Genomic DNA, 22357 nt, shown 5'->3' on the forward strand with positions numbered 1-22357 from the left:
CAGTGTGCAAAATCCAGGTGGTAAAACGCTGCTTTCTGCTATCTGTTTACTTCAGCTTCCGGCCTCCAATCACTTTACCGTTCACATCGGAACTGCGGAGTCGTTTGAGCGGAATCATCAGGCTGGCGTAGGCGTCGGATGAGTTGACCGTCCATTTTTTACCGGCATAGGTGACTGATCCGTTGCGTCGGTTCCAGTCGGCGGCCATGATCACGTAGCGGTTGCCAGCCTTGGGGTTAGGACCGAAGACCAGGAAATTATCATCGTTACTTTCAAAACTCACCGCCATACGTTGGGTCTTCGGCGAGAAAACAAAAACACCGGGCGTGTTGCGCTTAAAGACGAGCTGTTCTACTTCCCGTCCGTCGACAATCTTTACCTGGCCGTTGCGGATTTCGGAGTTGCCGTTGCGCAACTCGCGGGTAAGCACCAGATCCTCGGAGAGGTAGAACTGAATTCGTTTGAGTTCGTCCTGGCTCCAGTTTTGGTCATCCACAAGCCGTTGGGTCAACGGACTGAGTTTGGGGCCACAGCTGGAAAATAAAACGGTGAAGAGCGCAAGGGCTGAAAGTAGTCTGGTCATGGCTGAGGTTTTTAAGTTCAGACAAAAGACGCCGCTTGCTGGTTTAAAGTCTATTTAGGAGCGGATTTTTAAGGTTAAATTAACTAAGGACCCGTAGCTCCGGAGCCGGCAGGGGGGCGGGGCTTTTTCAGTTGCCGGCAAATCCGCTGGGCGGGCCGCTGGCCCAATCACTCCGGCTTAGGTATAGTGTTTATCTTTGCCGCCTATTCATCCCTTATCGTCAAAGCATCCTCATGCTCCTATCAATGACCGGTTACGGTCGCGCAACTCACAGCCACGCCGGCAAAACCTACACCGTCGAGATTCGCTCGCTCAACAGCAAGCAGAACGACTTACGGTTACGGAGTTCCCAGCACCTCCACAAATATGAAATGGACCTGCGCCGTCTCATCCTCGATCAGGTGCAGCGTGGAAAGATGGAAGTTAACGTGGACATTGCCGACGAATCCGGTGGCGGTGGCGTAAAAATCAATACTGTTCTTCTCAACCGTCTCTACGGCGAAGTCTGGGGCGCAATCAATCCCGAAGTACAAAAGCCTGGCCACGCCGAAGGACTGTACGCAGCTCTGCTGAGGATACCCGGAATGGTGGAGGCCGGAAGCAACCGGCTGGAAGAGAGCGACTGGGAGCAACTGAAGATCGCCGCCAATAACGCAGTGGCTCACCTCAACGAGTACCGCACGCAGGAAGGAGAGGTGATGGCTAAAGACCTCGCCGCCAGCGCCAAAGGAATCGCTGACCTGCTGGAAGAGGTAGCACCCTACGAGGAAGTGCGTGTAGAGTCTGTCCGGACCCGGATGGAGAAGCACCTCAAAGATTACCTCGGCCGCGGTAATGTGGACAAGAACCGCTACGAACAGGAGATTCTCTTCTATCTCGAAAAGATGGACATCAATGAGGAGAAAGTACGCCTGAAGCAAAACTGCGAGTACTTCCTGGAAATACTCGGCAACGAGGATTCGGTTAAGGGCCGGAAGCTCAACTTCATCAGTCAGGAAATTGGCCGGGAAGTGAATACGCTCGGGGCTAAGGCTTACGCCGCCGAAATTCAAAAACTGGTGGTCAACATGAAAGAACACCTGGAAATGATCAAAGAACAACTTGCCAACGTTGCCTGAATATGGAGGATACAGTTAAAGGGAAAATGCTGATTTTTACCGCTCCGTCCGGAGCCGGGAAAACGACGATTGTACGTCACTTACTCAAGAATTTCGACGAGCTGGCTTTTTCAGTGTCGGCTACCAACCGGCCAATCCGGAAGGGGGAAACGGACGGAGAGTCGTACCACTTTTTATCGACCCAGGAATTCATGGACCGCGTTGAAAACGGGGAATTCATCGAGTACGAAGAGGTTTATCCGGGCCGTTTCTACGGAACCCTGCATTCCGAAGTAGAACGCATCTGGGCCCTGGGCCGGGCTATTGTTTTCGACATCGAGGTGAAGGGAGCTACGAACCTTAAGCAGTTCTACCCGAAGGAAAGCATGGCTGTTTTCGTTAATCCCCCGAATTCCGATGTCCTCTTCCAACGCCTGCGCAACCGCAGTACGGAAACCGAGGATGAAATCCGGGATCGTATTGCCCGTGCTGCCGAAGAGCTCTCTTACGTCGACTCTTTCGACCGCGTGCTCATCAACGATGACCTGCAGGTTGCCTTCGCCGAAGCAGAAGATATTGTAGAAGATTTTCTGGGCCTGAAGGCCGAAGAAGAGTAGTTGCAACAAGGGGGGATGTTCTTTGCGCGTACTAAAATGGCGCAAAAAACTTATCACAAAACCCTAACAAAACTAACCGGAAATATCATTTTGGGCTTGGTTGTCGTCCCGTAACCGGAGAGGCTCAAGCGGAACAACTTCATGGAGAATCGGGAGTTTTTACCCCCGACAGCGTGGCACTCGTGTGCCACCAAAACAACAACTTTTTCATTCCCCACAAAGAACTTCCAATGAAATTTCTTCTTCCACTTTTTGCCTTCCTTGCCGTATTTACTTTCAGCAGCTGCGACGACGATGAGACCATCGTAACCATCGACAGCTCGCAGCCCAACAACTTCGTCGCTGCCCGCAGCGGAAGCCTCACCGCACAAAACGGAACACCTACTGCCGGTACCGTTGAGCTTGGCGAAGACGACGATGCCCGCACGTTCCTCCGTCTCGGCAACGACTTCACCACCGAGCAGGGAACCGGTACCGTTACCGTTTACCTCTCTACTTCAGATACCTTCACCCCCAGCCCAGGAACCGGTAACCCCGACCTGATCCTGGTAGGAGGTCTGAACTCGAACGGTGAGCAGTTTTTCCAGATCGACCGTGACGTGCCTGCTAGTTTCACTCACGTAATCCTCTGGTGTGCTTCGGCCAACATCCCGTTTGGTAACGCTCGTATCCAGTAAGTAAAGCTGCTGCACAGATCATCGTTCCCAACCCGATGATACCACGGTGCCTCCGGGCACCCCATCTACGGCGACGGCCATTGCAGCTTAACGGCTGGTGGCCGTCGCTCTTTTTTCCCTCCCAAGCTAAAATTATGATCTCCAGAATTATCACCTCTGTATTTGTTCTCTTTCTTTTCGGTTCGCTGTATGGCCAGAGTGGCTGGCTGAAGCCCAAAGGAAGTGGCTATGCGCAACTCTCCGCCGCATTTTTGTCTTCCGATAATTACTACAATACCGACGGAAACCAGCTGACCACGAATGAATATCAATCCTACGCGCTTACGGCTTATGCTGAGTATGGGGTCACCGACCGGTTCAACCTGTTGCTGAACGGGCCACTGCTTCGTCGTCAGTCTTTCTCGTCGACCGAGGCTACTTACGGTGTCGGTGACGTCCGGGTCGGTGGCAAGTACGCGTTGCTTTCCGGTGCCTGGCCTGTTTCGCTGGCCCTTGAAGCCGATATTCCTTTGTCTCCGCAAAACCAGTTCGCCCGCAATAAGGAGCAGCTTACCCCTGGCATCATCGATCAGATCAACCTGCCGGCCAGCGACGGAGAGTTCAATTTCTGGGGGACGCTGGCTGCGTCCCGCTCACTGTCTGACCGGTCTTTCGTATCGGCGTTTGGCGCGTTCAACGTCCGGACGAAAGGGCTGAGCCACCAGGTAAAGGCCGGCGTGGAAGCCGGATACAGATTTTTTGATAAGCTGTACGTCATGGGGCAACTCAGTGCGCTGCGCTCCCTCGGCGAACCAAAGGAAGGACTTTCTTTTGTGCGGGGAGAAGGCGTTGCCTACACCGCCGCGGGTATTACCCTGTTTTACGAAATCGACGAACACTTCAACCTGTTGGTTTCGGGAACTACGTATAACGACCTGGTTTTTTCCAGGAAAAACATTTATAGCGGGGCAGCACTCAATCTGGGTGTAGCTTACCAGTGGTAGCAGTTTCGGGCGCTGACGCAGGTGCAGGGGAGGGTTTGGGGAAAAGCCTGCTCTCCCCTGTACAGGCTTCCGGATTAAAGGCCGAGACCCTGACCTGAAAATCCTCCTTGCCCGTTTTATGTCTTTTGTCAGACAGATCCATGTCGGAATATCCGAGCAAAGAATTTACCTTTGTGGCGTTAGATGAAAGCTACAATAGTCACCATTATGCTCACAATGTTGCTTCTCGCTCAGGCGGGGAGGACATCGTTGATGCTGCAATGGCAGACATTGGCCAACGAAAGCTTTACGGCGCTTTTTTGCGTTAACAACGATTGGGAAACCGACGTACCTATGTGTGCCGGTTCCTGTCAGCTCCCGGAACTTTTCCAGGAAATGACCTCCGGCGAGGGCGGCGATGAATTCAGCGCCTCCTTCCCCTCCACCACTTCACCTTATTGCCAGTTGCCGGTACGTATTACACCGTTGCAACCGGTTCTTCCTGCGGTTTTAACCGTTCCTGCGCCCGCCACTGTGCCGTTTTATACGCCTGGTGATTATGTGGGTAGCGTATTTGAGCCACCCGCAATGGGCTAACCGGCACGTACGCACCTCTCCTTTTCTGAAAGTCTCGACCTATGGCTTGGTTTGTCCGCACTGCCGGGTAAACACTGGATCCGTCGGACCCGATGCTGCTCAGCCCCGATTGTCCTGGTCTGGATCGTAGCGGGTTTTTCTGCCGGAAGGTGAAAAGCGTATTAACCAACTTCATCAATTGGTATGGCCGCGACGAAGCTCCGGCCCAGCAGCCAAAGACAGACCCTGCCGGTACGTATGCTGGCGCTGTCGTCTCCGGTGTGGCGCCGGATCAAATCGTAAATCTACCTGACTCATCACTCCGTTTCTCCCGCCCGTCGTGAGGGGGGCGGGCGGGTAAAATCATCAACTATGCGTTTCCGTATTATTCTGCTACTGGCAGTGACCCAGATCTCCTTTTCCAGCCTGTCGGCCTGCGATGCCTGCGGTTGCGGAATTGGCGGAGGAGGTTTCGGCCTACTGTCCGTTTATCGCAACAACTACGTTGGTATCGGCTACGGTCATTTGCCCTTCAAAAGCCGGCTCACAAGTGGAGAATATACCGGAACGGAGGATGCCTTTCACCAGGTGGAACTTTCTGTACGCTACGAAGTACTGAGGGGTTGGCGGGTCGATGCCTTTTTGCCTTACCGTCACCACACACGTACCGGTCCCGCGGGCGACCAGTCGTTGAGCGGAATCGGGGACGCACGCCTGGGCCTTGCTTACGTACTGGCCGATAACCGCCCCCTCGGCGCGCAGGGCGGAAGCTGGTACCTCGAGGTGGGGCCGGTGGTCAGCCTGCCCACGGGAGCGTACGACGATGATCTGCTGGACAGCGAATTTCTGCCCGACAACTTCAACCTCGGTAAGGGAGCCGTGGGCTACGGCTTGCAATCAACGATGGTACTAAGCTCCGGAACTTACGGAGTAGCCATCAACGCCCGGCACCAGCGGTACGGTAAGAGCACTGCGTATTACCGCTTCGGTGAAGAGACTTCTGCCGGAGCCCGCTTGTTCGGGCAGTTCGCGCACGATCCGCACTGGAAGTTCATCCCCTTTGCCGGGATAAACTACGAATACACCGCAGCGAACCGGACCGTCGATGATCAGCCCGTGCACGCGACCGGAGGTCGCGCGTGGCTGGCTTCGGCAGGTGCCAATGTCCGCTACGATGACATAACGATTAGCTACAGTGCCGGCATCCCGCTCAGTCAGAATTACTCCGACGGACAAGCGGAGGCCGGGCTTACAACCAACCTTCAGCTCACGCTGAATTTTTAAACCCAACTCTTTTCAATCCACGAACCCTGCACCTGCGTCCTCGCCCAAAACAACTATGCGAGCCAGGCTCATTCTGCAACGCTTAATAATTCAAACAATGAAAACTTATTCCCTTTACTTTTTCCTTTTTGCGGCGGCACTCTTTGCCTTTACTGGCTGTGACGACGACGATGACATCAGCCCTGTTCTTGAGGGAGGCACTTTCGAAGTAGAATTCGAAAACGTTTTTGGCCCGCAGGACAACCAGCGGAGCTTCTCGCTCAGCGACGTAGGCAGCACCGATTACGGCTTTACCAACTCTATGGGCCAGGATTACAACATCACTTTCCTGCGCTACTACATCAGCGAAGTCGTACTTGAAGGCCCCGATGGCGAACGCTTCGAAGACCCAATGAGCGTTAGCGCAACGGGAGCCGAAGGTTACTACCTCATCAGTGCCGATGACCCGTCCAGCATGACGTTCGATCTCGAGAACGTCCCCGCCGGACGTTACAATAAGATCAGCTTCCTGCTCGGAGTAGACAGCACCGGCGTGCAGGAAGGTGCTGCCGGCGGCAGCCTTGACCCCGCCACCAGCGGGATGTTCTGGAGCTGGAACGCAGGTTATGTAGCCTTCAAGATAGAAGGTCAGAGTGCTGCCAGCGCCGGTGGAGCCAGCGGCAATACGATCGAGAACACCAACGATAAAGGCATCGTGTTCCACCTTGGCGGCTGGAAAGACATCGACGGTACCGCTTTCCGGAACAACAACCAACGGGTAACCCTGGAATTCGATACCAACGCCAGCGTAGGCGCAGGCCTGGAACCGACCGCTCACCTGGAGCTGGACGTAGACGCGGTGTTCAACGGTCCTGAAACAACGATTGATTTTGCCAACAGCAATGTGAATGTTCACCGCCCTGTAGACGGAGCCGACATGGCAGTAAACGCAGCCGCTGCGTTCCGTTATGACCACATTCACCAGTAGACCCCTCCTGAAACCCTGATTCCCATGACGGCGGGTGGCCGGTGGTTCGTAAATAATTTACGACCGCCGGTCTACTCCCGTTTTTCAGAATAAAAAATCACCGTCATGCGTCCGCTTGTATTTGCTCTGTGTTTTATGCTTTTTGCCGGTTGCCAGCCCGGCGAAACCCAATCGGATACGTCGTTCACTTTTGTACAGCCTGAGCATTTTCCTCCGGCGACCTACGATTTTGAGCGAAACCCCGTCACCGAGGCCGGGTTTAAACTGGGCAAACGCTTATTCGAGGACGTGCGCCTCTCCTCCGATAATTCAGTGAGCTGCTCTACCTGTCACCAGCAGGCGGTTGCTTTTTCTGATCCGCAGCACCGGCTGAGCCTTGGTGTGGAAGAGAGGGTCGGGACGCGCAATGCTCCCGGGCTTTTCAACCTTGCGTTCACCAGCGAATTTATGCTCGATGGTGGCATTACCCACCTCGATTTTGTACCGATCAATGCCATTACCAGCGAGGTGGAAATGGACGAAACCCTTGAGAACGTAGTGGCTAAACTCCGGGCAAATGCCGGATACCGGGAAGCATTTCAGGATGCTTTCGGAGAGGACACGATCACCTCCGGACTAATGTTGCAGGCGCTGAGCCAGTACCAGAATATGCTCGTCTCGGACCGCAGTAAATACGATGATGTGGTGACAGGACGTAACGATGCTGCTTTCTCAGCAGCGGAATTGCGCGGCGAGGCATTCTTCAAAAACAATTGTGCCTCCTGCCATGCGGGGGTGCTCTTCACCGATCAGAGTTACCGCAATAACGGACTTGCGGGCGACGGCGCGCAGGATGCAGGGCGGAGCTTGATTAGCGAGGTCGGAACGGACATCGGTAAGTTCCGGGTACCTTCTTTGCGAAACGTAAGTCGTACGGCTCCCTATATGCACGACGGGCGCTTTGAAACCCTGGATGAGGTACTACTGCATTATCGCGACGGCGTTGTGTCGTCATCTACCCTCGATCCCGGACTGGAGGGCGGAATAGCAATGACTTCCGATGAAATGGCCGACGTGATCGCTTTCCTGGAAACCCTTACCGATTGGGAGTTTGTGCAGGACCCCCGGTTTTAGCCATAAATCAATTCGGACGAACATCCGGCGGAGTACATCAGGTTATACCTGAAAGCCAACCCGTACGTGAAAAAAATTACATACCTCGCAGTAGGTCTCGCATTGCTTCTTATTGTTATTTATGCTGCCGGTAAGATCATCGCTAATAGCAAGCTGAACCAACTGATCGAATCCTCCAATGAGGAAGGAAACCTGCTTTCCGTCGGGGAGCGAAGCCTTTCGTTTAACTTACTCAACTTTGGTCTGGAACTCGACAGCGTCAGGCTGGACCAAAGAGTCGGGCCCCGTCGGGTATCCGGATCCATCGGCAGCGTTTCGCTCAGCGGCCTTAGCCTGCTGAAAGCGATTGGTGGAAGCATCGACATCGACGACCTGCTGCTGGAGGGGGCTGATCTGGACATCCATCCCGCGCAAATGCGCGAGGATTCAACGAAAGATGACAGGGAAGACAAGAAGAAAATAACCCTGCACGAACTACGTCTGGTAAACAGCCGTGTTTTGAGTTACGACGAAGAAGGAACCCTGAAAGCAAAGATTGACGGCCTGAACATCAGCGGTGCCTTACAACTTCCCCTTGCACCTGCGACCGCGCCCAAAATGCAGCTCTCGGCCAGTAAAGTCTTATTTCCTGCCACCGACGACACCGACCAGATAATAGATTCTCTGGAGATTAACGTAGAAAAGCGAACAGTGGAGATTGGTGATTTCAGGATTGCCCCGAAGATGGCAACCCGGGCGTTTCTGACTTCAATCGAGTACAAAAGAGCATGGCAGGCTCTACACCTCAAAGACGTAAAAGCAAGCGACGTACCTTTCGATAGCCTCCTCGCCGGAGGTCGTTCGGTGTTTCCCGAAATAACCATCGGTGATCTGAGTTTTGCGATCTACGAAAACCCCAGCCTGGAGCGTTCCCCGAACGAACCGTACAAGAAGTTCCCGATCGAAAAGTTCCGGCAGTTAGGTGAGGAAATATGGCTCCAATCGCTGACGGTGGAACAGGCCAACATCGCTTACGGCGTCCATAAAGAAGGGGCTGAAAGACCAGACATCACCTTCTCCGGAAGCATCAAAGCCGGTAACTTCAGCACGTGGAAACAGAATAAGCCCGCTTTTATGGAGATAGACTGTCTTTTCGAGAAGACGTCTCCTCTTAAGGTTCGCTTTGAGCTTGACCAACGCGGAGACGGGCGCGATTTCACCACTACAGGAACCCTAAGGGATTACGACCTTCCCAAGATAAACCCGCTGATGATTGTTGCGGCGAACGCCGATATAGAAAAAGGATACATCACGGAACTAAACCATAATTTCAGCATCGAAAACGGAGTGGCGAAGGGGGATTTGCTGCTGAGATACAACAATCTGGAAGTGAAAATGACGGGCAAAAATGCCTGGTTCATTAACCTTATCGAAGATCTCGCTATCCGCGATTCCAATCCGCGCAACGATGGCGACCTTGTTGTCGGAACAGTACATGCGGAGCACATCCCGACAAAGTCTTTCTTCAATATCTACTGGAAATCCCTGGTGTCAGGGATGAAAAGCTCAGTAGCGGGGAAGGTCTTCATCCCCGAAGAGATTACCCCGGAGTAATAACTGCGGGGAGATTGTAACGTCGCCGGGCAGCAACTGCTACCCGGCGACGCTTCAATGCGGTAATTATCCGATCATGTCCTCGGGGCGAACCCAGGCGTCGAACTCATCGGCGGTCAGGAAACCGAGCTCAAGCGCAGCAGCTTTGAGGGTGGTGTCTTCAGCGTAAGCTTTCTTGGCAATTTTGCCGGCTTTGTCGTACCCGATCTTCGTGTTGAGAGCGGTTACAAGCATGAGGCTGTTCTCGAGGTGCTCTTTGATCTTTTTCTCGTTGGGCATAATACCGACGGCACAGTTTTTCTCGAAACTGCGGGCAGCATCACCGATCAACCGGGCGCTCATCAGGAAGTTGAAGATCATCATCGGCTTGAAGACGTTGAGCTCGAAGTGGCCGGTCATGCCACCTACATTGATCGCTACGTCGTTACCAACTACCTGAGCCATTGCCATAGTGAGGGCTTCGGACTGGGTCGGGTTCACCTTGCCGGGCATGATGGAACTGCCCGGCTCGTTGGCCGGGATGATGATTTCGCCGATTCCGGAACGGGGGCCGCTGGAAAGCATACGAACGTCGTTACCGATTTTCATCAGGCTTACGGCGACGGTTTTCAGTGCACCGTGGGCTTCTACGATAGCATCGTGTGCTGCCAGTGCTTCGAATTTGTTTTCGGCGGTACGGAAGGGCAGGCCGGTCAGTTCGGCAATTTCACCGGCAACGTGCTCGGCGTAGCCTTTCGGGGTGTTCAGCCCGGTTCCTACGGCGGTTCCACCCAGGGCCAGCTCGCTCAGGTGGTCGAGGGTATTCTTGATCGCTTTGATGCCGTGGTTCAATTGGCTTACGTAACCACTGAATTCCTGACCCAAGGTAAGTGGGGTCGCGTCCATAAAGTGGGTGCGACCGATCTTGACCACGTCGGCCATCGCTTCAGACTTTGCCTGCAGGGTGTCACGAAGTTGCTCCAGACCAGGGATGGTGTTCTCGACGATCATTTTGTAGGCGGCAATGTGCATTGCCGTGGGGAAAGTATCGTTGGACGACTGGCTTTTGTTGACGTCGTCATTAGGGTGAAGCGCCTTTTTAGCATCGGTCAGGGAACCACCCGCAAGGACATGGCCACGGTTGGCGATTACCTCGTTGCAGTTCATATTGGACTGGGTGCCGGAGCCGGTTTGCCATACTACCAGAGGGAACTCTCCGTCGAGCTCTCCCGCCAGGATTTCATCGGCAACTTTGCCGATAAGGTTCGATTTGCTCTCGTCCAGTACCCCCAGTGCGGCATTGGTACGGGCTGCCGCTTTTTTCAGGATAGCGAACGCGCGGATGATTTCGACGGGCATTTGCTGGCCGCCGATCTCGAAGTTGGTGAAGCTGCGTTGGGTCTGAGCACCCCAATAGCGGTCTGCGGGGACTTCTACTGGGCCTATTGAATCGTTTTCGGTGCGGTAGTTGGACATGATTTTAGTCTTTTAGTTTGTTAGTCTTTCGGGTTACCTGTCCGCGAAGGTACGGCCCCCGAACAGACTAACGAACTAACCATCCACCGAACTATAAAGCGGACATTCCGCCATCGACACTGTACTGCCCGCCGGTCAGGAACGTAGCGTCGTCTCCGGCAAGAAACAGTACAAGTTTAGCGACGTCGTTTTCACTGGCGTAGCGGCCAAGAGGGATCTGGCTTTCGAACTGCGACTTAACCGCGTCACCCTTTCCGCCGCCGAAACCGTCTTCAATACTGCGCATCATCCGGTTGTCTACCGGGCTGGGGTGAACCGTATTGACCCGGATATTACTGGCGGCACCTTCCAGTGCTGCGACTTTCATGAGGCCGATAACGGCGTGTTTGCTAGTTACGTAGCCACTCATGTTGGGAGTGCCGCCGTGGCCGGCTACGGAGCTGGTGATGATGATGCTTCCACCGTCGGCCATTTCCTTCATCACGTACTTCAGGCCCAGGTAAACGCCGAGAATGTTGACGTGGATAACTTTGTGGAATGCCTCTTCGGGATAATCCACAATAGGCATTACCGGGCCTTCGATGCCGGCGTTGTTAAAGAATACGTCAATACCTCCCATTGCCGCTTTTGCCTCCTTCACGTAAGCCTGTACTTCTTCGCTTTTAGTTACATCGGCAGTATGGATGTAGAGGCGGTCAGAGTCCAGTTTTTCTTTGGTCTTTTTGAGGTCCTCTCCGTTGATGTCGACGAGCATTACGTACGCACCTGCATCGAGGAATTGCCGGGCTGTTTCGGTTCCGATACCGCCGGAACCACCGGTTATGAGTACTCTTTTACCACTGAAATTTGTCATGATGATTTTCTTTCCCATACGCCATTCGACTTCATTGTGTTCGTTAAGGAAGGTGGACTATTTTAATTTTTTTTAATTTTTTCTTCGTTGACTGTAAGCTGAGTACGAAGCCAGGTGCCTGAAGAGCAGATAAGGTGAAACTTCATATATAGGATTCGTACGGTCAGGGCCCGACGCCTGAAAAAGACAATCAGGCGCGAACGCAGGATGCAAAGATGGTTTCAAGGAAGAGCCAGTAGTACAGGGTGACCGGGAGACGGGGCCAATTGCCCAAACGCACGAATTCCGGGCAGTGAATGTTAATTCTCATACTACAACTGTAATTTAAATTCATTCTTTGTCTTTCAGCCCCTAACTTTAGGGCCCTTCCGGGGGCTTTTATGCCCCGGCCAAACCCCCAAACCAACACCCATGGCTAACTTTTCAATCAGTGTAAACGGCAAAAGCCACGAGGTAGACGTCGATCCTAAAACCCCGCTCCTTTGGGCCATTCGTGACGAACTTGGCTACGTAGGTACCAAATTCGGCTGCGGCATCGGACAGTGCGGAGCGTGTACTGTTCACGTAGACGGCGTAGCTATGCGCTCGTGCCAGATGACCGTAGAGAACATCGCTTCGCGGAACAGCGAAATCACAACCATCGAAGGATTATCCGAAAACGGAGACCACCCCGTTCAGCAGGCCTGGCTTGAGCACGACGTGCCGCAGTGCGGCTACTGTCAGGCCGGGCAGATTATGAGTGCAGCTTCGCTGCTCAGCAACATCCCTAACCCTTCGGACGAAGACATAAGTGCGGGAATGGCCGGCAATATTTGTCGTTGTGGTACTTATAAAAGGATTCATGCTGCGGTTAAGACTGCCGCCACGAAGATGAGCTAGAAAGCCGCCGCATCATCCAGGTTGCCGTAGCAAGGGCAAAGCCCTTGCTCACTTCCTGTGAGGAATAGCTGGCGCTCAGCCTCTCAACAATCCCTCTTTTCCATCCCACACCAAGATAAAATTATGACCACCAATACTAACCGAAGAAACTTTCTTAAAGTCTCCGCCGCCGCCGGGGGAGGCTTTCTTCTCGGCTTTTCCATACTTACCTCCTGCGAGCAGAAAGCTGTGGCAACCATGACTCCCGAATTGGTAATGCCCGCCGAGTTTACCGAATTCGCCGGCTTCATCAGAATAGCCGAAAACGGGGTAGTAACCATCATGAACCCCAATCCGGAAATTGGCCAGAACGTAAAAACTTCAATGCCAATGCTGATTGCCGAAGAGCTTGATGTCGATTGGAATAATGTGATCGTTGAACAGGGTAAGCTGGACACCGAGCACTTCACCCGCCAGATTGCTGGCGGCAGCCAGAGTATCCGTCAGGGCTGGACGCCCCTGCGTACCACCGGAGCTACTGCCCGCGCCATGCTCCTTGCCGCCGCAGCTCAGAAGCTGGAAACGGACGTTTCTGAATTGCGCACCGAAAACGGCATGATTTACGGCCCCGGTGATAAGGAAATCAGCTACGGCGAAGTAGCTGCACTCGCTGTAACCATACCCGTGCCGGATGAAGTAGAGCTGAAAAAACCTGAGGATTTCAAAATCATCGGAAAAAATACCAAAAACGTCGATGGACGCAAGATTGCCACCGGCAAGCCACTCTTCGGAATGGATGTCCGGCGTGAAGGAATGCTTTACGCCGGGGTTATTCAGCCCCCGGCCTTCGGGATGGAACTGAGCTCCTTCAATGCTGATGCTGCCCTGGCAATGCCAGGCATAGTCGACGTGATCGAGATTGATTGTGCGCCGGAAGGAAAAGAGTTGCAGTGGACCGATAGTGCAACGGTCCGCAAACAAATAGCTGTTGTCGGCAACTCCACCTGGCAGGTAATGCAGGCCAAAAAAGCCGTCGAGGTAGAATGGAAGCGCGTCTCGCCCGCTGAAAGTAACGCCGGGCACCGAAGCAAAATGACCGACTTGCTCGCGACGGGAAAAGTTGCCGAAGCCCGCCGTGACGGCAACCCTGAGGCGGCCTTTAAAAGCGCCGCCAAAGTAATTGAGTCTACTTACTCCGCTCCCTTCCTGCCTCACAACACGATGGAGCCGATGAACTTCTTCGCCCACGTCACGGACGAAAAAGCGGAACTTCACGGGCCAATCCAAACCCCCGAATTCCTGGAGAAGACCATTGCTAGCCTGTTCGATATGGACCCGGCAGACATAGAAGTGGGCATGACGCGCATGGGAGGAGGCTTCGGCCGCCGCCTGTACGGGAGCTTTGCCGTTGAGGCCGCTTTGATCTCGAAGGCGGTGAAAGCTCCGGTGAAACTCGTGTATAGCCGTGAGGATGACATGACCCAGGGTACTTACCGCCCGGATTACCTCGTGAACTACCGCGCCGGCCTCGATGAGAACGGCCAGCTCATTGCGTTCCACGTGCGTGGAACCGGTACTGCGGGCAGCCCCGTTTTCGAAAACCGGTTTCCCGCCGGAGCCGTAGACAATTACCTGGCCGAAAACATCAGCCTCGACTCCAACATCAGTACCGGCGCGTGGCGTGCGCCACGCTCGAACTTCATCGCCGGTGCAGAGCAGGCTTTTCTCGACGAAGTCGCTCAGGCGGCGGGGAAGGACCCCATCGACTTCCGGCTCGAACTCTTTGACCGGGCAATGGAGAAACCCGTGGGGGAAAACAATGATTACGACGCTGAGCGTTACGCTGGCGTCATCAAACTCGCCCGCGAAAAATCGGGATGGAAGGGCAGTGAAGGTGAAGGCGTTTACCGTGGCTTTGCGGCTTATTACTGCCACAACTCCTACGTTGCTCAGGTACTTGACGTTACGATGGAAGGCGATAAGCCTAAAGTTGGCCGTGTATGCTGTACCGTGGATTGCGGTATCGTCGTGAATCCCGAAGGTGCGCTCAACCAGATCGAGGGTGGTATCATCGACGGAATCGGGCACGCGCTCTTCGGCGAAATGACCTTCACCGAGGGCAAACCGGACCACGAGAACTTCAACACTTACCGGCTCATCCGTCATCCGGAGGCACCGTCTTCAATCGACGTTCACTTCGTCGATAACGGTATTGCTCCCACCGGGCTCGGGGAGCCGTCTTTGCCGCCCGTGATCGGGGCGCTGGCCAATGCACTGAGCGCGGCAAAAGGTGAGCGCGTATACGATCAGCCGTTCACGAAAAGCCTGCGCGGGTAAGCTCAGGTTACCGTACCGGAAACGCAAAGGCCAGCCTTCCCCTGAGGGGAGGCTGGCCTTGCTTTTTGGCCCCCGGAGCCGGGCCCTGATGGTATCATTGCACCTGCGTTCGCGCCTTCTGCACGATGTTGCTGCTTATTCCACTTTGAGGGAGTCCAGCGCTTGAACGACCTCATTGAGTCCGTTTTTCAGGATGTTGTTCAATTCATCGCCCTCCGGGAGGTCGTCGATCAGGCCGTTGACGGCCCTCTTCATCTCTCTTTTAGAGGGTAATTCGTCGGCGAATTCTTCAAGGGCTTCTTCTACTTCTGCTTTGGTGGGGGCCTCTTCGGCGAACTCCTCGATGGCTTTGTCGATGGCCTCGGAGATCTCAGCGTCGGTTGGCCAGTCGGCCAGGGTTTCTTCCAGTTCGCGGCGTGCTTCGGCTTGCTCGTCGGCTGGCATCTTCGCGATACGCTTCTCGGCTATTTCGCGGAACTCTTCTTTGGAGGGCATTTTGTCCTGCATCTTGCGGGCGAAGTTTTTCATCGCGTCGCTATCGACCAATCCGTCGCTGGTGCAGGAAAAAGTAAGGGTGAAAAGGAAAACAGGAAGTAGGGTGAGTAGGAGCTTGCGCATAGTTATCAGGGGTTATTTGCTGCATAGGTAGCGGCGGAAACCCAATGGGTACGAGTTTGCTCGACGAAACAGGGCGGATCGTCGATCAACGCTCCGCCCCCGATTCAGGCAATATAGAATGAGAAATCAGTCTTTTGCTCTGGCCCGGATCTCATCGGCCTGAGCTTCCATTTCGTCGAGGCTTTTCTCCACCAGACCGTTCACTTTGCTGCCGGAGGGCGCCTCGTCCATTGCACCGCGGATCATTTTACTGATCATGGAGCCACCGGGGGCTTCGTCGAGTTCTCTCAAAGCTTCGTTGATTTCGGAGCGGGATGGGAGGTCGTTGACGGCTTCGGAAATAGCTTCGGTGATTTCGCCGTCGGTGGGCCATTCGGCAAGCGTTTCTTCGAGGCTTTTGCGGGCTTCGGCCTGCTCTTCGGCGGGCATTCTGACGATCTGCTCTTCGGCGATTTTCTTGAATTCTTCTTTGGTGGGCAGCACTTCTTTCTGGAAACGTTCGGCGTATTCCTGAACGAGAGCGGCGTCAATATTGCCGTCGGCGCCGCAACTGGTGAAGGCCAAAGTCAATAGGAGGAGAGGGATAAGGTTTAGCAAAGAGCGCATAGCAAAGGTGGTTTTGTCCCTTTATGCGCAAAAGCGGGGTGCTGTTACACCGGCGTGGTTTTTTTTGGCGCGGCCGCGGGTGCAGGGAAGGGTTGATGGCTATGTTCTGGCCTTTTGTGCTTACCGTCCGTACTGGTTGATGAATTCCTGCCGCAGCCGGAGGTACTCAGGATGAGTTTTGGCCGCGTCCCACTTTTCTTTGAAAATGCGTGCGGCTTCGGCTTTTACGGGGTCTTCGGGCTGGCGTGGCAGTTCGGCGCGGCCGTGTGCACCGCTTATACCTTTTTTACCGGCAGGTACGGGGCCGTCGTATTTTTTGCCTCCTTTATGGTTGGCGTACCGGCGGGCCCGGGTGAAGCCCATCTGAAGAAACTTGCGGGCCATGTCGGCTCCGACGAAGTCCTTTTCTTTCAGGTAGCCGAGGAACAACTCCCATATTTTTTCTGACGAAACCCGTGCTGTTTCAGGGTCTTTGAAACGCCAAAAGGGAAGGATTTCTGATTTGTATGGCTCAACCGAAAGAACGCCCTGCTCTCCGCGTCCGATGGCGTAGAGATCAGGGCGTTCCCGGAAGTCTGTAGTATTGAAGTCGATTGAATAGTCGAAAGCTCTCATGATGTTTCGGGTTCATCGCTGTTGTCGGATTGAGCAATGTCGGGCAAGGGAAGATCGGCATCTCCGGTATTGGCCGCGAAGCGGGCAAGTCGGTAATCCTTAGGCTTATAGCTGCTGGGGATGGTTGAGAAGTTGTTTTCGTCTTTCATGCCTCTGATGAATTTTAAATATTAAGGTATGGGGAAGTGATAATGGCCACTTCCCCATAATTGTTCAGACGGCATAATTAGGCAGGTACGCCGGCAAAGACTTCCAGCATTGCTTTGTTGAAGGCCGGGATATCGCCTGGGTTACGGCTTGAGACGAGGTTGGCATCGACGACTACTTCTTTGTCGATGTAGTCTGCTCCGGCGTTTCTCACGTCGTAACGGATAGATTCGTAACAGGTCATTGAGCGGCCCTTGATTACTTTGGCGTTGATCATTGTCTGGCTGCCGTGGCAGATTACGGCCACAGGTTTGTCAGCGCGGAAGAACGATCGGACAAAAGCAAGTGCCTGTTCGTTGATGCGCAGGGAATCGGGGCTTAGTACGCCGCCGGGCAGGAGCAGAGCGTCGTAAGCAGCAGGGTCGGCGTTGTCCAGTACAACTTCTACATCGTAGCTGCCACCCCAGTCGTCGCCATCCCAGGCTTTGATGCTGCCGCTTTCGGGGCTGACCAGGTGTACGGTGGCACCGGCGTCTTCGAGGGCTTTGCGTGGTTCGGTGTATTCGACTTCTTCGAAGCCGTTGGTAATCAGAGCGGCTACCTTCAGATTGGAAATATCCATGATTTTAAGAATTTAGTTTACTAATGCTGGTGGTAAAACGGATGCCGATATTTCAGAGTTCGGTTTTGCGGGGGTGTATGTTGTCGGATCCAATTTATCAAAAGCCATCTTTGCATCCTGCGGCCGCGCCTGAACATCCTGTCAAACTGTCGATAAAAACCTCCTTCATTCCATGTACCTTTGCGGCGCTGGAAAGTCAGCGGTCAAATAGTCGCAGCTGCTGCAGCGGGCTAAAAGACCAAAGAACTAACGAATAAACAGACCAAAACATGGGCCGTAACCGCCGTAACCGCTTCCCTGAACGCATCGATAACGTAACCATCACTGGTCTGGCCGATAAAGGCTTCTGCGTTGGGAAGACCGACGAGGGAATGGTAGTCTTTGTGGAAAAAGTTGTGCCCGGCGACGTAGTGGATGTGCGCCCATTCCGCAAGAAGAAGAAAGTACTCTTCGCGGCACCGCTCGAGTTTCATAAGAAGAGCGAAGACCGGGTGGAACCCTTCTGTCAGCACTTTGGCGTCTGTGGTGGTTGCAAATGGCAAAACTTCAGCTACGAAGGCCAGCTGCGCGAAAAAGACCGCATTGTCCGCGATGCCCTCACTCGCATCGGCAAGGTTGAGGTCGGCGAATGGGAGCCGATTTTGGGTAGCGAAGAGACCAGCTTCTACCGCAACAAATTGGAATTCGGCGTCGCCAACCGCCGCTGGCTTACCGCCGATGAAGTCGGCGACGACACCGTTACCAACGAAACGGATGTCATCGGTTTCCATAAAGCAGGTGCCTACGATAAACTGATCGACATCGAGAAGTGTCACCTTCAGTTCGGACCCAGCAACGAGCTGCGCAACGGCATCCGTGCCCTGGCAATTGAAATGCAGATCCCGTTCTTCGACATGCGCGAGCGTGTTGGCCTCTTCCGGCAGTTCATGATCCGGACCACCACCACGGGAGAGTGCATGCTCGTTCTTGCCTTTTTCGAAAACGATCAGGACCAGATTAAGCCTTTCCTGGACGCGGTTATGGAGAAATTCGGAGAGCACATCACCAGCCTCTACTACTGCATAAACGGCAAGATCAATGAGTACATGATGGACCTGGAGATGCACCTCTTTGCGGGTACCTCCACCATTCGCGAAACACTCGGACACGTGAAGTTTCACATCGGCCCTAAGTCTTTCTTTCAGACCAACAGTCGCCAGGGTAAACGCCTTTATGACATCACGGCCGAGTACGCCGGGCTCACCGGCAACGAGAATGTTTACGACCTCTATACCGGGATCGGTTCCATCGGTCAGTACGTGGCTAAAGACGCAAAGTCGGTTGTAGGTATCGAGGAAATCGCCGCCGCGATCGACGACGCTAAGATCAATGCCGAACTTAACGGATTGGACAACTGCACCTGGTACGCCGGGCGTACCGAAAACATCCTCACTCCTGAGTTTGCGGCCAAACACGGCCGCCCCGACGTACTCATCACCGACCCGCCCCGGGCGGGTATGCACCCCAAAGTAATTCCGATGCTACTGGAGCTCGCCGCTCCCGTTATCGTTTACGTTTCCTGCAACCCTGGTACCCAGGCGCGGGACCTGGCGCTGCTGTCCGAGAAGTACAAAGTCGTTAAGGCGCGGGCCGTGGATATGTTCCCGCAGACGAGCCATTGTGAGTCGGTAGTGCGGTTGGAACTGATTACTCCGCAATAGCAAGTGTCGCTACTCCCAGCTTCAGGCCTTCATGGCTGGCCAGCAGGATGTTCCCGCAGAAGTCGACCGTAGCTCCGGTAGTAAGCACATCGTCGACCAGGAGCAAGTGCTTGCCGGCGAAGTCTCCTTCTCCGGTTCCGAAGGATTCCCGGGTGTTTTCCACCCGTTCGTAGCGGGTCCGTTTGGTTTGTGAACCCTTGAATACGACTCGCTTCAGTGCTTTGGGGTAAACGGGCTTGCGAAGCACCGTGGCCATTCCTTCCGCAATCTTCTCGGCCTGGTTGTAACCCCGTTCGTGCCTCCGGTTGGGGTGAATCGGGACAGGGACGATGCCGTCGAGGTCCTGCAGCGCAGGGTGATCTTTGATCAATTCCGCGAGCTGTTCGCCGAGCTGGACGCCGACCTCCGGCCGGTGATAATACTTGAGGGCATGAATCAGCTGCTGGCAGACGGTCCCCGTATTGAACGCCAGAAGCGCCGCGCCAAAGGTTACGGGAAGCCGGCCGACCATACGATCGGTTACGCCGTTCTCCGGCATGAGCCAGTGGTTGGTAAGGGCTAGATCATTGTTGCAGGGAATGCAAAGCTGGGGGCGTTGCCCCGCCACAACTGCCCGCTGGCAGTTGAGACAAAGACGGGGAAAGAGCAAAGTCATCAGCCCGTCGCCGAGGGTATGAAAAGTCCGTTTAATCGACATATGTCCACTTGCGCAGAAAGCGCAACCCGAAGGAAATTTCAATGGTGAAGTTCCGGATGGCGCGGGCGGGCAGGGTGCGCAGGGTTCCCGATCCGTCGATTACGTTGTCGATTTCTCCTGACTCGTACTGGAAGCTAAAGTCAGGGTGGCCCTGTAGCTCTACCGTTCCGCCTAGTTTTTCTGATATCGGGAAGAGGACACCTGCTCCGAAGCTTGCTCCGTAGGTAATGTCTTTGATGAAGTCAGGACTGTCCAGGGGGTAATTCAGCCGGAAGGAGGTACCGGCGGTTTGCTCGAGGATGTCGTAATCGCTGAGGTTGGTCTTGACGTTGTAATCAGCTCTGAGCCCGAGGATATAGTAGAAGTCTCCCAGCCGGGAATAACCGAAAACGGATTTAGCACCGAGGCCCAGCGAGACGTTGTAGAACCTGAAATCATCGCTGGGTAGGGTTACCTGCCCTCCGTTGAAGGTGATGCCCCGCCGGCGGCTGATTTTGCTGCCCCGCGTGTGATAGCCCAGTTGACCGTAGAAACTGAAACGACCCTGTGAAGGGATAGACTCGAAGTAAAGGTCACCGTGGTAACCGATCAGAAGCTCTGTTTCCAGGCCGCTCCAGTCCTGATTTCCCAGGCTCAATCCTCCCTTTACCCCGAAGAGATAGCCTCCCCAATCTATGCCGTATTCTCCTTCCTGGTCCAGATCCTGAGCGGTGGCCAGGTTGAAGGGTAGGAAGAGAGCGAAAACAAAAAACAGGGTTGAGCTGATACGACGCACGGGCATGAGTTTGGTTGATCGGCTAAGGTAGCAAGTAAAAGTATAACAAGGAGCCACCGGTGAACTGCAGATATTTGTTGTTTGCAGGCCACCGGTGGCTTCGGTATTCGTCTTACCGTACCCGGAGTCGTTGTCCGATAGAGATGTTGTTGCCGGTGAGGCCGTTGAGTTGCTTCAGGGCGTCTACCGTCAGGCCGTAGCGCCGGCTGATGGCGTAAAGTGTTTCTCCGGCAGAGACGGCGTGGTACTGCTCAGCAGTACCGTTCGAGGGGCCGTTGGGGTTGGCTACTTCCGGTGGCACCACTGCCGGAGGAACGGGCTGAGGGGTGGTTGTTGGTGGGGTGGGCGATGGGTTGTACGGAGGGTAGGTCGGCGTGGTCGGCGTCGGATTGTACGGAGGCTGAGGATTGGTGGTCGGTGTATCCGTAGGGTCATCGACGATGATCTGACCATTATTATCGGTAGGGATGGTAGGAGTAGGAGGTAATGTTTCGTCTATCACTCCTTCTAACCGTGGTGCTTCGCGTAGCTTGCTTCCTCTTAGCTTCACCTTCTCGCCGGTGGCGGGGTCTGAAGTTTCCTGCAGGCGGTTCCGCCGGGCAAGTATGTCGAGACGAAGACCGTAGCGCTGGGCTATGTCAAACAGGTCTTCCCCTTCTTCGGTGACGTGGTAAGCTTCGCGGCCACGGTATGCTCTGCGTTTTTTCTGGAGGTAAACCCGGTCGCCGGAAGGTACTTCCTGGTTTTCCTGGCGGAGGTTTTCGTTGTATTCCAGCAGGCGACTTACACTTACATCTACCTGGCGGGCTACTTCCTGAACACTGATCGGTGCGTCGTTTATGAAGTAGCTCACGTCGTTGGTGCGGAGGATGCCCCGTTGTAATTCCTCAACCGGGGTAAGGACGATTTCAGGGTCATCGATCACGATACTCGACTGGTCGTACTGGTTGAGGTTGTACCGTTCGATGAGTGAGATAAGAAGCTGAGGGTAGTTGGGGTTGGTGGCGTACCCCGACGTACGCAATCCTTCGGCCCATGCCCGGTAATCAGTAGGGTCTAACCGGAAAAGGAATCCGTAACGGAAAGATTTTGCCGGGTCACGAAGAAATTCGGAATGGGCGACGAAACTGGCATCTGCATTACGGTACTGACGGAAACAGCTTTTGATCAGCTTACCCTGGTCATTGTAATCATCATCTTCTTTGTAGTATTCTTCACCGTTCCATTGGCTTCCACACTTAATCCCGAAGTGATTGTTCGCAGAGCGGGCGAGCTTGCTTCTGCCGGCATCGCTTTCCAGAATGCCCTGCGCCAGCTTGATGCTGGCGGGGACTCCGCTGCGCTCCATTTCACTCATAGCGATTTTCTTGAAACGCTTGATGTAATCTTCCTGATCAGCTTCGGACGAAGTCAGGATTATCTCCGGGGAGGAGGTATTTGCTGCGGAGAACCCCAGGGTTCCCAAAAATAACAGGAAGGTTAAAACGTGCTTAATCATGTCTCTTGTGCTCTTGAGTAAATACATAGATATAAATAGCTCCGTTGGGGGGCAGGCGCGCTTAGCGCGCCGGGCACCTCCCCGAAGGGTGCATGGCTCCCCGATCG

The 22357-nt window shown here is 54.2% G+C and carries 23 protein-coding genes; 12 read left to right on the top strand and 11 right to left on the bottom strand.

Going from position 1 to position 22357, the window contains the following annotated elements; genetic code table 11:
• Window positions 1-46: 46 nt before the first annotated feature.
• Window positions 47-583, bottom strand: a complete 537-nt coding sequence (locus FUA23_RS17785) for a hypothetical protein (RefSeq protein ID WP_147932115.1) — start codon at window positions 581-583, stop codon at window positions 47-49.
• Between the two features lie 233 nt (window positions 584-816).
• On the opposite strand from FUA23_RS17785, the gene FUA23_RS17790 reads away from it, so the two are divergent.
• The 9 genes from FUA23_RS17790 to FUA23_RS17830 all read left to right on the top strand — a co-directional run bounded on the left by FUA23_RS17790 (window position 817) and on the right by FUA23_RS17830 (window position 9469).
• A complete protein-coding gene (locus tag FUA23_RS17790) occupies window positions 817-1701 on the top strand; it encodes a YicC/YloC family endoribonuclease (protein ID WP_147932116.1) in 885 nt (294 codons plus the stop codon).
• A gap of 2 nt (window positions 1702-1703) precedes the next feature.
• Window positions 1704-2297, top strand: coding sequence for a guanylate kinase (gene gmk / locus FUA23_RS17795; protein ID WP_147932117.1), 594 nt, complete (start codon window positions 1704-1706; stop codon window positions 2295-2297).
• A gap of 230 nt (window positions 2298-2527) precedes the next feature.
• The gene (locus tag FUA23_RS17800; RefSeq protein ID WP_147932118.1) at window positions 2528-2974 is read left to right on the top strand and encodes a DM13 domain-containing protein; all 447 of its coding nucleotides are present in this window, start codon (window positions 2528-2530) and stop codon (window positions 2972-2974) included.
• A gap of 134 nt (window positions 2975-3108) precedes the next feature.
• On the top strand, window positions 3109-3957 hold the full coding sequence (locus tag FUA23_RS17805) for a hypothetical protein (protein ID WP_147932119.1): 849 nt from the start codon (window positions 3109-3111) through the stop codon (window positions 3955-3957).
• A 183-nt stretch (window positions 3958-4140) separates the two neighbouring features.
• On the top strand, window positions 4141-4533 hold the full coding sequence (locus FUA23_RS17810) for a hypothetical protein (RefSeq protein WP_147932120.1): 393 nt from the start codon (window positions 4141-4143) through the stop codon (window positions 4531-4533).
• Window positions 4534-4884: 351 nt separating this feature from the next.
• Complete coding sequence (locus FUA23_RS17815) at window positions 4885-5796, top strand: transporter (RefSeq protein ID WP_147932121.1); 912 nt, start codon at window positions 4885-4887, stop codon at window positions 5794-5796.
• A gap of 97 nt (window positions 5797-5893) precedes the next feature.
• Window positions 5894-6763: an MbnP family protein gene (locus tag FUA23_RS17820; protein WP_147932122.1), complete on the top strand. Its 870-nt coding sequence runs from the start codon at window positions 5894-5896 to the stop codon at window positions 6761-6763.
• 105 nt (window positions 6764-6868) lie between these two features.
• On the top strand, window positions 6869-7876 hold the full coding sequence (locus FUA23_RS17825; RefSeq protein ID WP_147932123.1) for a cytochrome-c peroxidase: 1008 nt from the start codon (window positions 6869-6871) through the stop codon (window positions 7874-7876).
• A gap of 66 nt (window positions 7877-7942) precedes the next feature.
• Window positions 7943-9469 (top strand): hypothetical protein, encoded by a 1527-nt coding sequence (locus FUA23_RS17830; protein ID WP_147932124.1) that lies wholly within the window; start codon window positions 7943-7945, stop codon window positions 9467-9469.
• Between the two features lie 66 nt (window positions 9470-9535).
• Here FUA23_RS17830 and fumC read toward each other — a convergent pair whose 3' ends face one another.
• The gene (fumC, locus tag FUA23_RS17835; RefSeq protein WP_147932125.1) at window positions 9536-10924 is read right to left on the bottom strand and encodes a class II fumarate hydratase; all 1389 of its coding nucleotides are present in this window, start codon (window positions 10922-10924) and stop codon (window positions 9536-9538) included.
• A 91-nt stretch (window positions 10925-11015) separates the two neighbouring features.
• Window positions 11016-11777 (bottom strand): SDR family NAD(P)-dependent oxidoreductase, encoded by a 762-nt coding sequence (locus tag FUA23_RS17840; RefSeq protein ID WP_147932126.1) that lies wholly within the window; start codon window positions 11775-11777, stop codon window positions 11016-11018.
• Between the two features lie 411 nt (window positions 11778-12188).
• Here FUA23_RS17840 and FUA23_RS17845 point away from each other — a divergent pair, with 411 nt between their 5' ends.
• A complete protein-coding gene (locus FUA23_RS17845; RefSeq protein ID WP_147932127.1) occupies window positions 12189-12656 on the top strand; it encodes a (2Fe-2S)-binding protein in 468 nt (155 codons plus the stop codon).
• A 123-nt stretch (window positions 12657-12779) separates the two neighbouring features.
• The gene (locus tag FUA23_RS17850; protein WP_147932128.1) at window positions 12780-14972 is read left to right on the top strand and encodes a xanthine dehydrogenase family protein molybdopterin-binding subunit; all 2193 of its coding nucleotides are present in this window, start codon (window positions 12780-12782) and stop codon (window positions 14970-14972) included.
• A 135-nt stretch (window positions 14973-15107) separates the two neighbouring features.
• Here FUA23_RS17850 and FUA23_RS17855 read toward each other — a convergent pair whose 3' ends face one another.
• The 5 genes from FUA23_RS17855 to FUA23_RS17870 form a co-directional block, all read right to left on the bottom strand.
• On the bottom strand, window positions 15108-15590 hold the full coding sequence (locus tag FUA23_RS17855; RefSeq protein WP_147932129.1) for a hypothetical protein: 483 nt from the start codon (window positions 15588-15590) through the stop codon (window positions 15108-15110).
• A gap of 126 nt (window positions 15591-15716) precedes the next feature.
• The gene (locus tag FUA23_RS17860; protein WP_147932130.1) at window positions 15717-16196 is read right to left on the bottom strand and encodes a hypothetical protein; all 480 of its coding nucleotides are present in this window, start codon (window positions 16194-16196) and stop codon (window positions 15717-15719) included.
• Window positions 16197-16316: 120 nt separating this feature from the next.
• Window positions 16317-16811, bottom strand: a complete 495-nt coding sequence (locus tag FUA23_RS17865; protein ID WP_147932131.1) for a DUF4385 domain-containing protein — start codon at window positions 16809-16811, stop codon at window positions 16317-16319.
• A complete protein-coding gene (locus FUA23_RS22425) occupies window positions 16808-16960 on the bottom strand; it encodes a hypothetical protein (RefSeq protein WP_187271116.1) in 153 nt (50 codons plus the stop codon). Before FUA23_RS22425 ends, FUA23_RS17865 begins: the two co-directional genes overlap by 4 nt.
• 77 nt (window positions 16961-17037) lie before the next feature.
• On the bottom strand, window positions 17038-17580 hold the full coding sequence (locus FUA23_RS17870) for a type 1 glutamine amidotransferase domain-containing protein (protein ID WP_147932132.1): 543 nt from the start codon (window positions 17578-17580) through the stop codon (window positions 17038-17040).
• 269 nt (window positions 17581-17849) lie between these two features.
• On the opposite strand from FUA23_RS17870, the gene rlmD reads away from it, so the two are divergent.
• Window positions 17850-19280 (top strand): 23S rRNA (uracil(1939)-C(5))-methyltransferase RlmD, encoded by a 1431-nt coding sequence (gene rlmD, locus FUA23_RS17875; RefSeq protein WP_147932133.1) that lies wholly within the window; start codon window positions 17850-17852, stop codon window positions 19278-19280.
• Here the strand turns inward: rlmD and FUA23_RS17880 are convergent.
• The 3 genes from FUA23_RS17880 to FUA23_RS17890 form a co-directional block, all read right to left on the bottom strand.
• Window positions 19267-19977, bottom strand: a complete 711-nt coding sequence (locus tag FUA23_RS17880; RefSeq protein WP_147932134.1) for a ComF family protein — start codon at window positions 19975-19977, stop codon at window positions 19267-19269. The genes rlmD and FUA23_RS17880 overlap by 14 nt on opposite strands.
• Window positions 19967-20752 carry a hypothetical protein gene (locus tag FUA23_RS17885; RefSeq protein ID WP_147932135.1) on the bottom strand — a complete coding sequence of 262 codons (786 nt, stop codon included), beginning with the start codon at window positions 20750-20752 and terminating at the stop codon, window positions 19967-19969. The genes FUA23_RS17880 and FUA23_RS17885 overlap by 11 nt, the downstream gene beginning before the upstream one ends.
• 112 nt (window positions 20753-20864) lie before the next feature.
• Window positions 20865-22250, bottom strand: coding sequence for a glucosaminidase domain-containing protein (locus FUA23_RS17890; RefSeq protein ID WP_187271117.1), 1386 nt, complete (start codon window positions 22248-22250; stop codon window positions 20865-20867).
• Window positions 22251-22357 lie beyond the last annotated feature (107 nt).

This window comes from Neolewinella aurantiaca (genome assembly GCF_008014675.1).
Lineage (GTDB): Bacteria > Bacteroidota > Bacteroidia > Chitinophagales > Saprospiraceae > Neolewinella > Neolewinella aurantiaca.

Excerpts from the sequence above, each read along its gene's own strand:
- FUA23_RS17785 (WP_147932115.1), bottom strand. The coding sequence starts at position 583 with ATGACCAGACTACTTTCAGCCCTTGCGCTCTTCACCGTTTTATTTTCC.
- FUA23_RS17790 (WP_147932116.1), top strand. The coding sequence starts at position 817 with ATGCTCCTATCAATGACCGGTTACGGTCGCGCAACTCACAGCCACGCC.
- gmk (WP_147932117.1), top strand. The coding sequence starts at position 1,704 with ATGGAGGATACAGTTAAAGGGAAAATGCTGATTTTTACCGCTCCGTCC.
- FUA23_RS17800 (WP_147932118.1), top strand. The coding sequence starts at position 2,528 with ATGAAATTTCTTCTTCCACTTTTTGCCTTCCTTGCCGTATTTACTTTC.
- FUA23_RS17805 (WP_147932119.1), top strand. The coding sequence starts at position 3,109 with ATGATCTCCAGAATTATCACCTCTGTATTTGTTCTCTTTCTTTTCGGT.
- FUA23_RS17810 (WP_147932120.1), top strand. The coding sequence starts at position 4,141 with ATGAAAGCTACAATAGTCACCATTATGCTCACAATGTTGCTTCTCGCT.
- FUA23_RS17815 (WP_147932121.1), top strand. The coding sequence starts at position 4,885 with ATGCGTTTCCGTATTATTCTGCTACTGGCAGTGACCCAGATCTCCTTT.
- FUA23_RS17820 (WP_147932122.1), top strand. The coding sequence starts at position 5,894 with ATGAAAACTTATTCCCTTTACTTTTTCCTTTTTGCGGCGGCACTCTTT.
- FUA23_RS17825 (WP_147932123.1), top strand. The coding sequence starts at position 6,869 with ATGCGTCCGCTTGTATTTGCTCTGTGTTTTATGCTTTTTGCCGGTTGC.
- fumC (WP_147932125.1), bottom strand. The coding sequence starts at position 10,924 with ATGTCCAACTACCGCACCGAAAACGATTCAATAGGCCCAGTAGAAGTC.
- FUA23_RS17840 (WP_147932126.1), bottom strand. The coding sequence starts at position 11,777 with ATGACAAATTTCAGTGGTAAAAGAGTACTCATAACCGGTGGTTCCGGC.
- FUA23_RS17845 (WP_147932127.1), top strand. The coding sequence starts at position 12,189 with ATGGCTAACTTTTCAATCAGTGTAAACGGCAAAAGCCACGAGGTAGAC.
- FUA23_RS17850 (WP_147932128.1), top strand. The coding sequence starts at position 12,780 with ATGACCACCAATACTAACCGAAGAAACTTTCTTAAAGTCTCCGCCGCC.
- FUA23_RS17855 (WP_147932129.1), bottom strand. The coding sequence starts at position 15,590 with ATGCGCAAGCTCCTACTCACCCTACTTCCTGTTTTCCTTTTCACCCTT.
- FUA23_RS17860 (WP_147932130.1), bottom strand. The coding sequence starts at position 16,196 with ATGCGCTCTTTGCTAAACCTTATCCCTCTCCTCCTATTGACTTTGGCC.
- FUA23_RS17865 (WP_147932131.1), bottom strand. The coding sequence starts at position 16,811 with ATGAGAGCTTTCGACTATTCAATCGACTTCAATACTACAGACTTCCGG.
- FUA23_RS22425 (WP_187271116.1), bottom strand. The coding sequence starts at position 16,960 with ATGAAAGACGAAAACAACTTCTCAACCATCCCCAGCAGCTATAAGCCT.
- FUA23_RS17870 (WP_147932132.1), bottom strand. The coding sequence starts at position 17,580 with ATGGATATTTCCAATCTGAAGGTAGCCGCTCTGATTACCAACGGCTTC.
- rlmD (WP_147932133.1), top strand. The coding sequence starts at position 17,850 with ATGGGCCGTAACCGCCGTAACCGCTTCCCTGAACGCATCGATAACGTA.
- FUA23_RS17880 (WP_147932134.1), bottom strand. The coding sequence starts at position 19,977 with ATGTCGATTAAACGGACTTTTCATACCCTCGGCGACGGGCTGATGACT.
- FUA23_RS17890 (WP_187271117.1), bottom strand. The coding sequence starts at position 22,250 with ATGATTAAGCACGTTTTAACCTTCCTGTTATTTTTGGGAACCCTGGGG.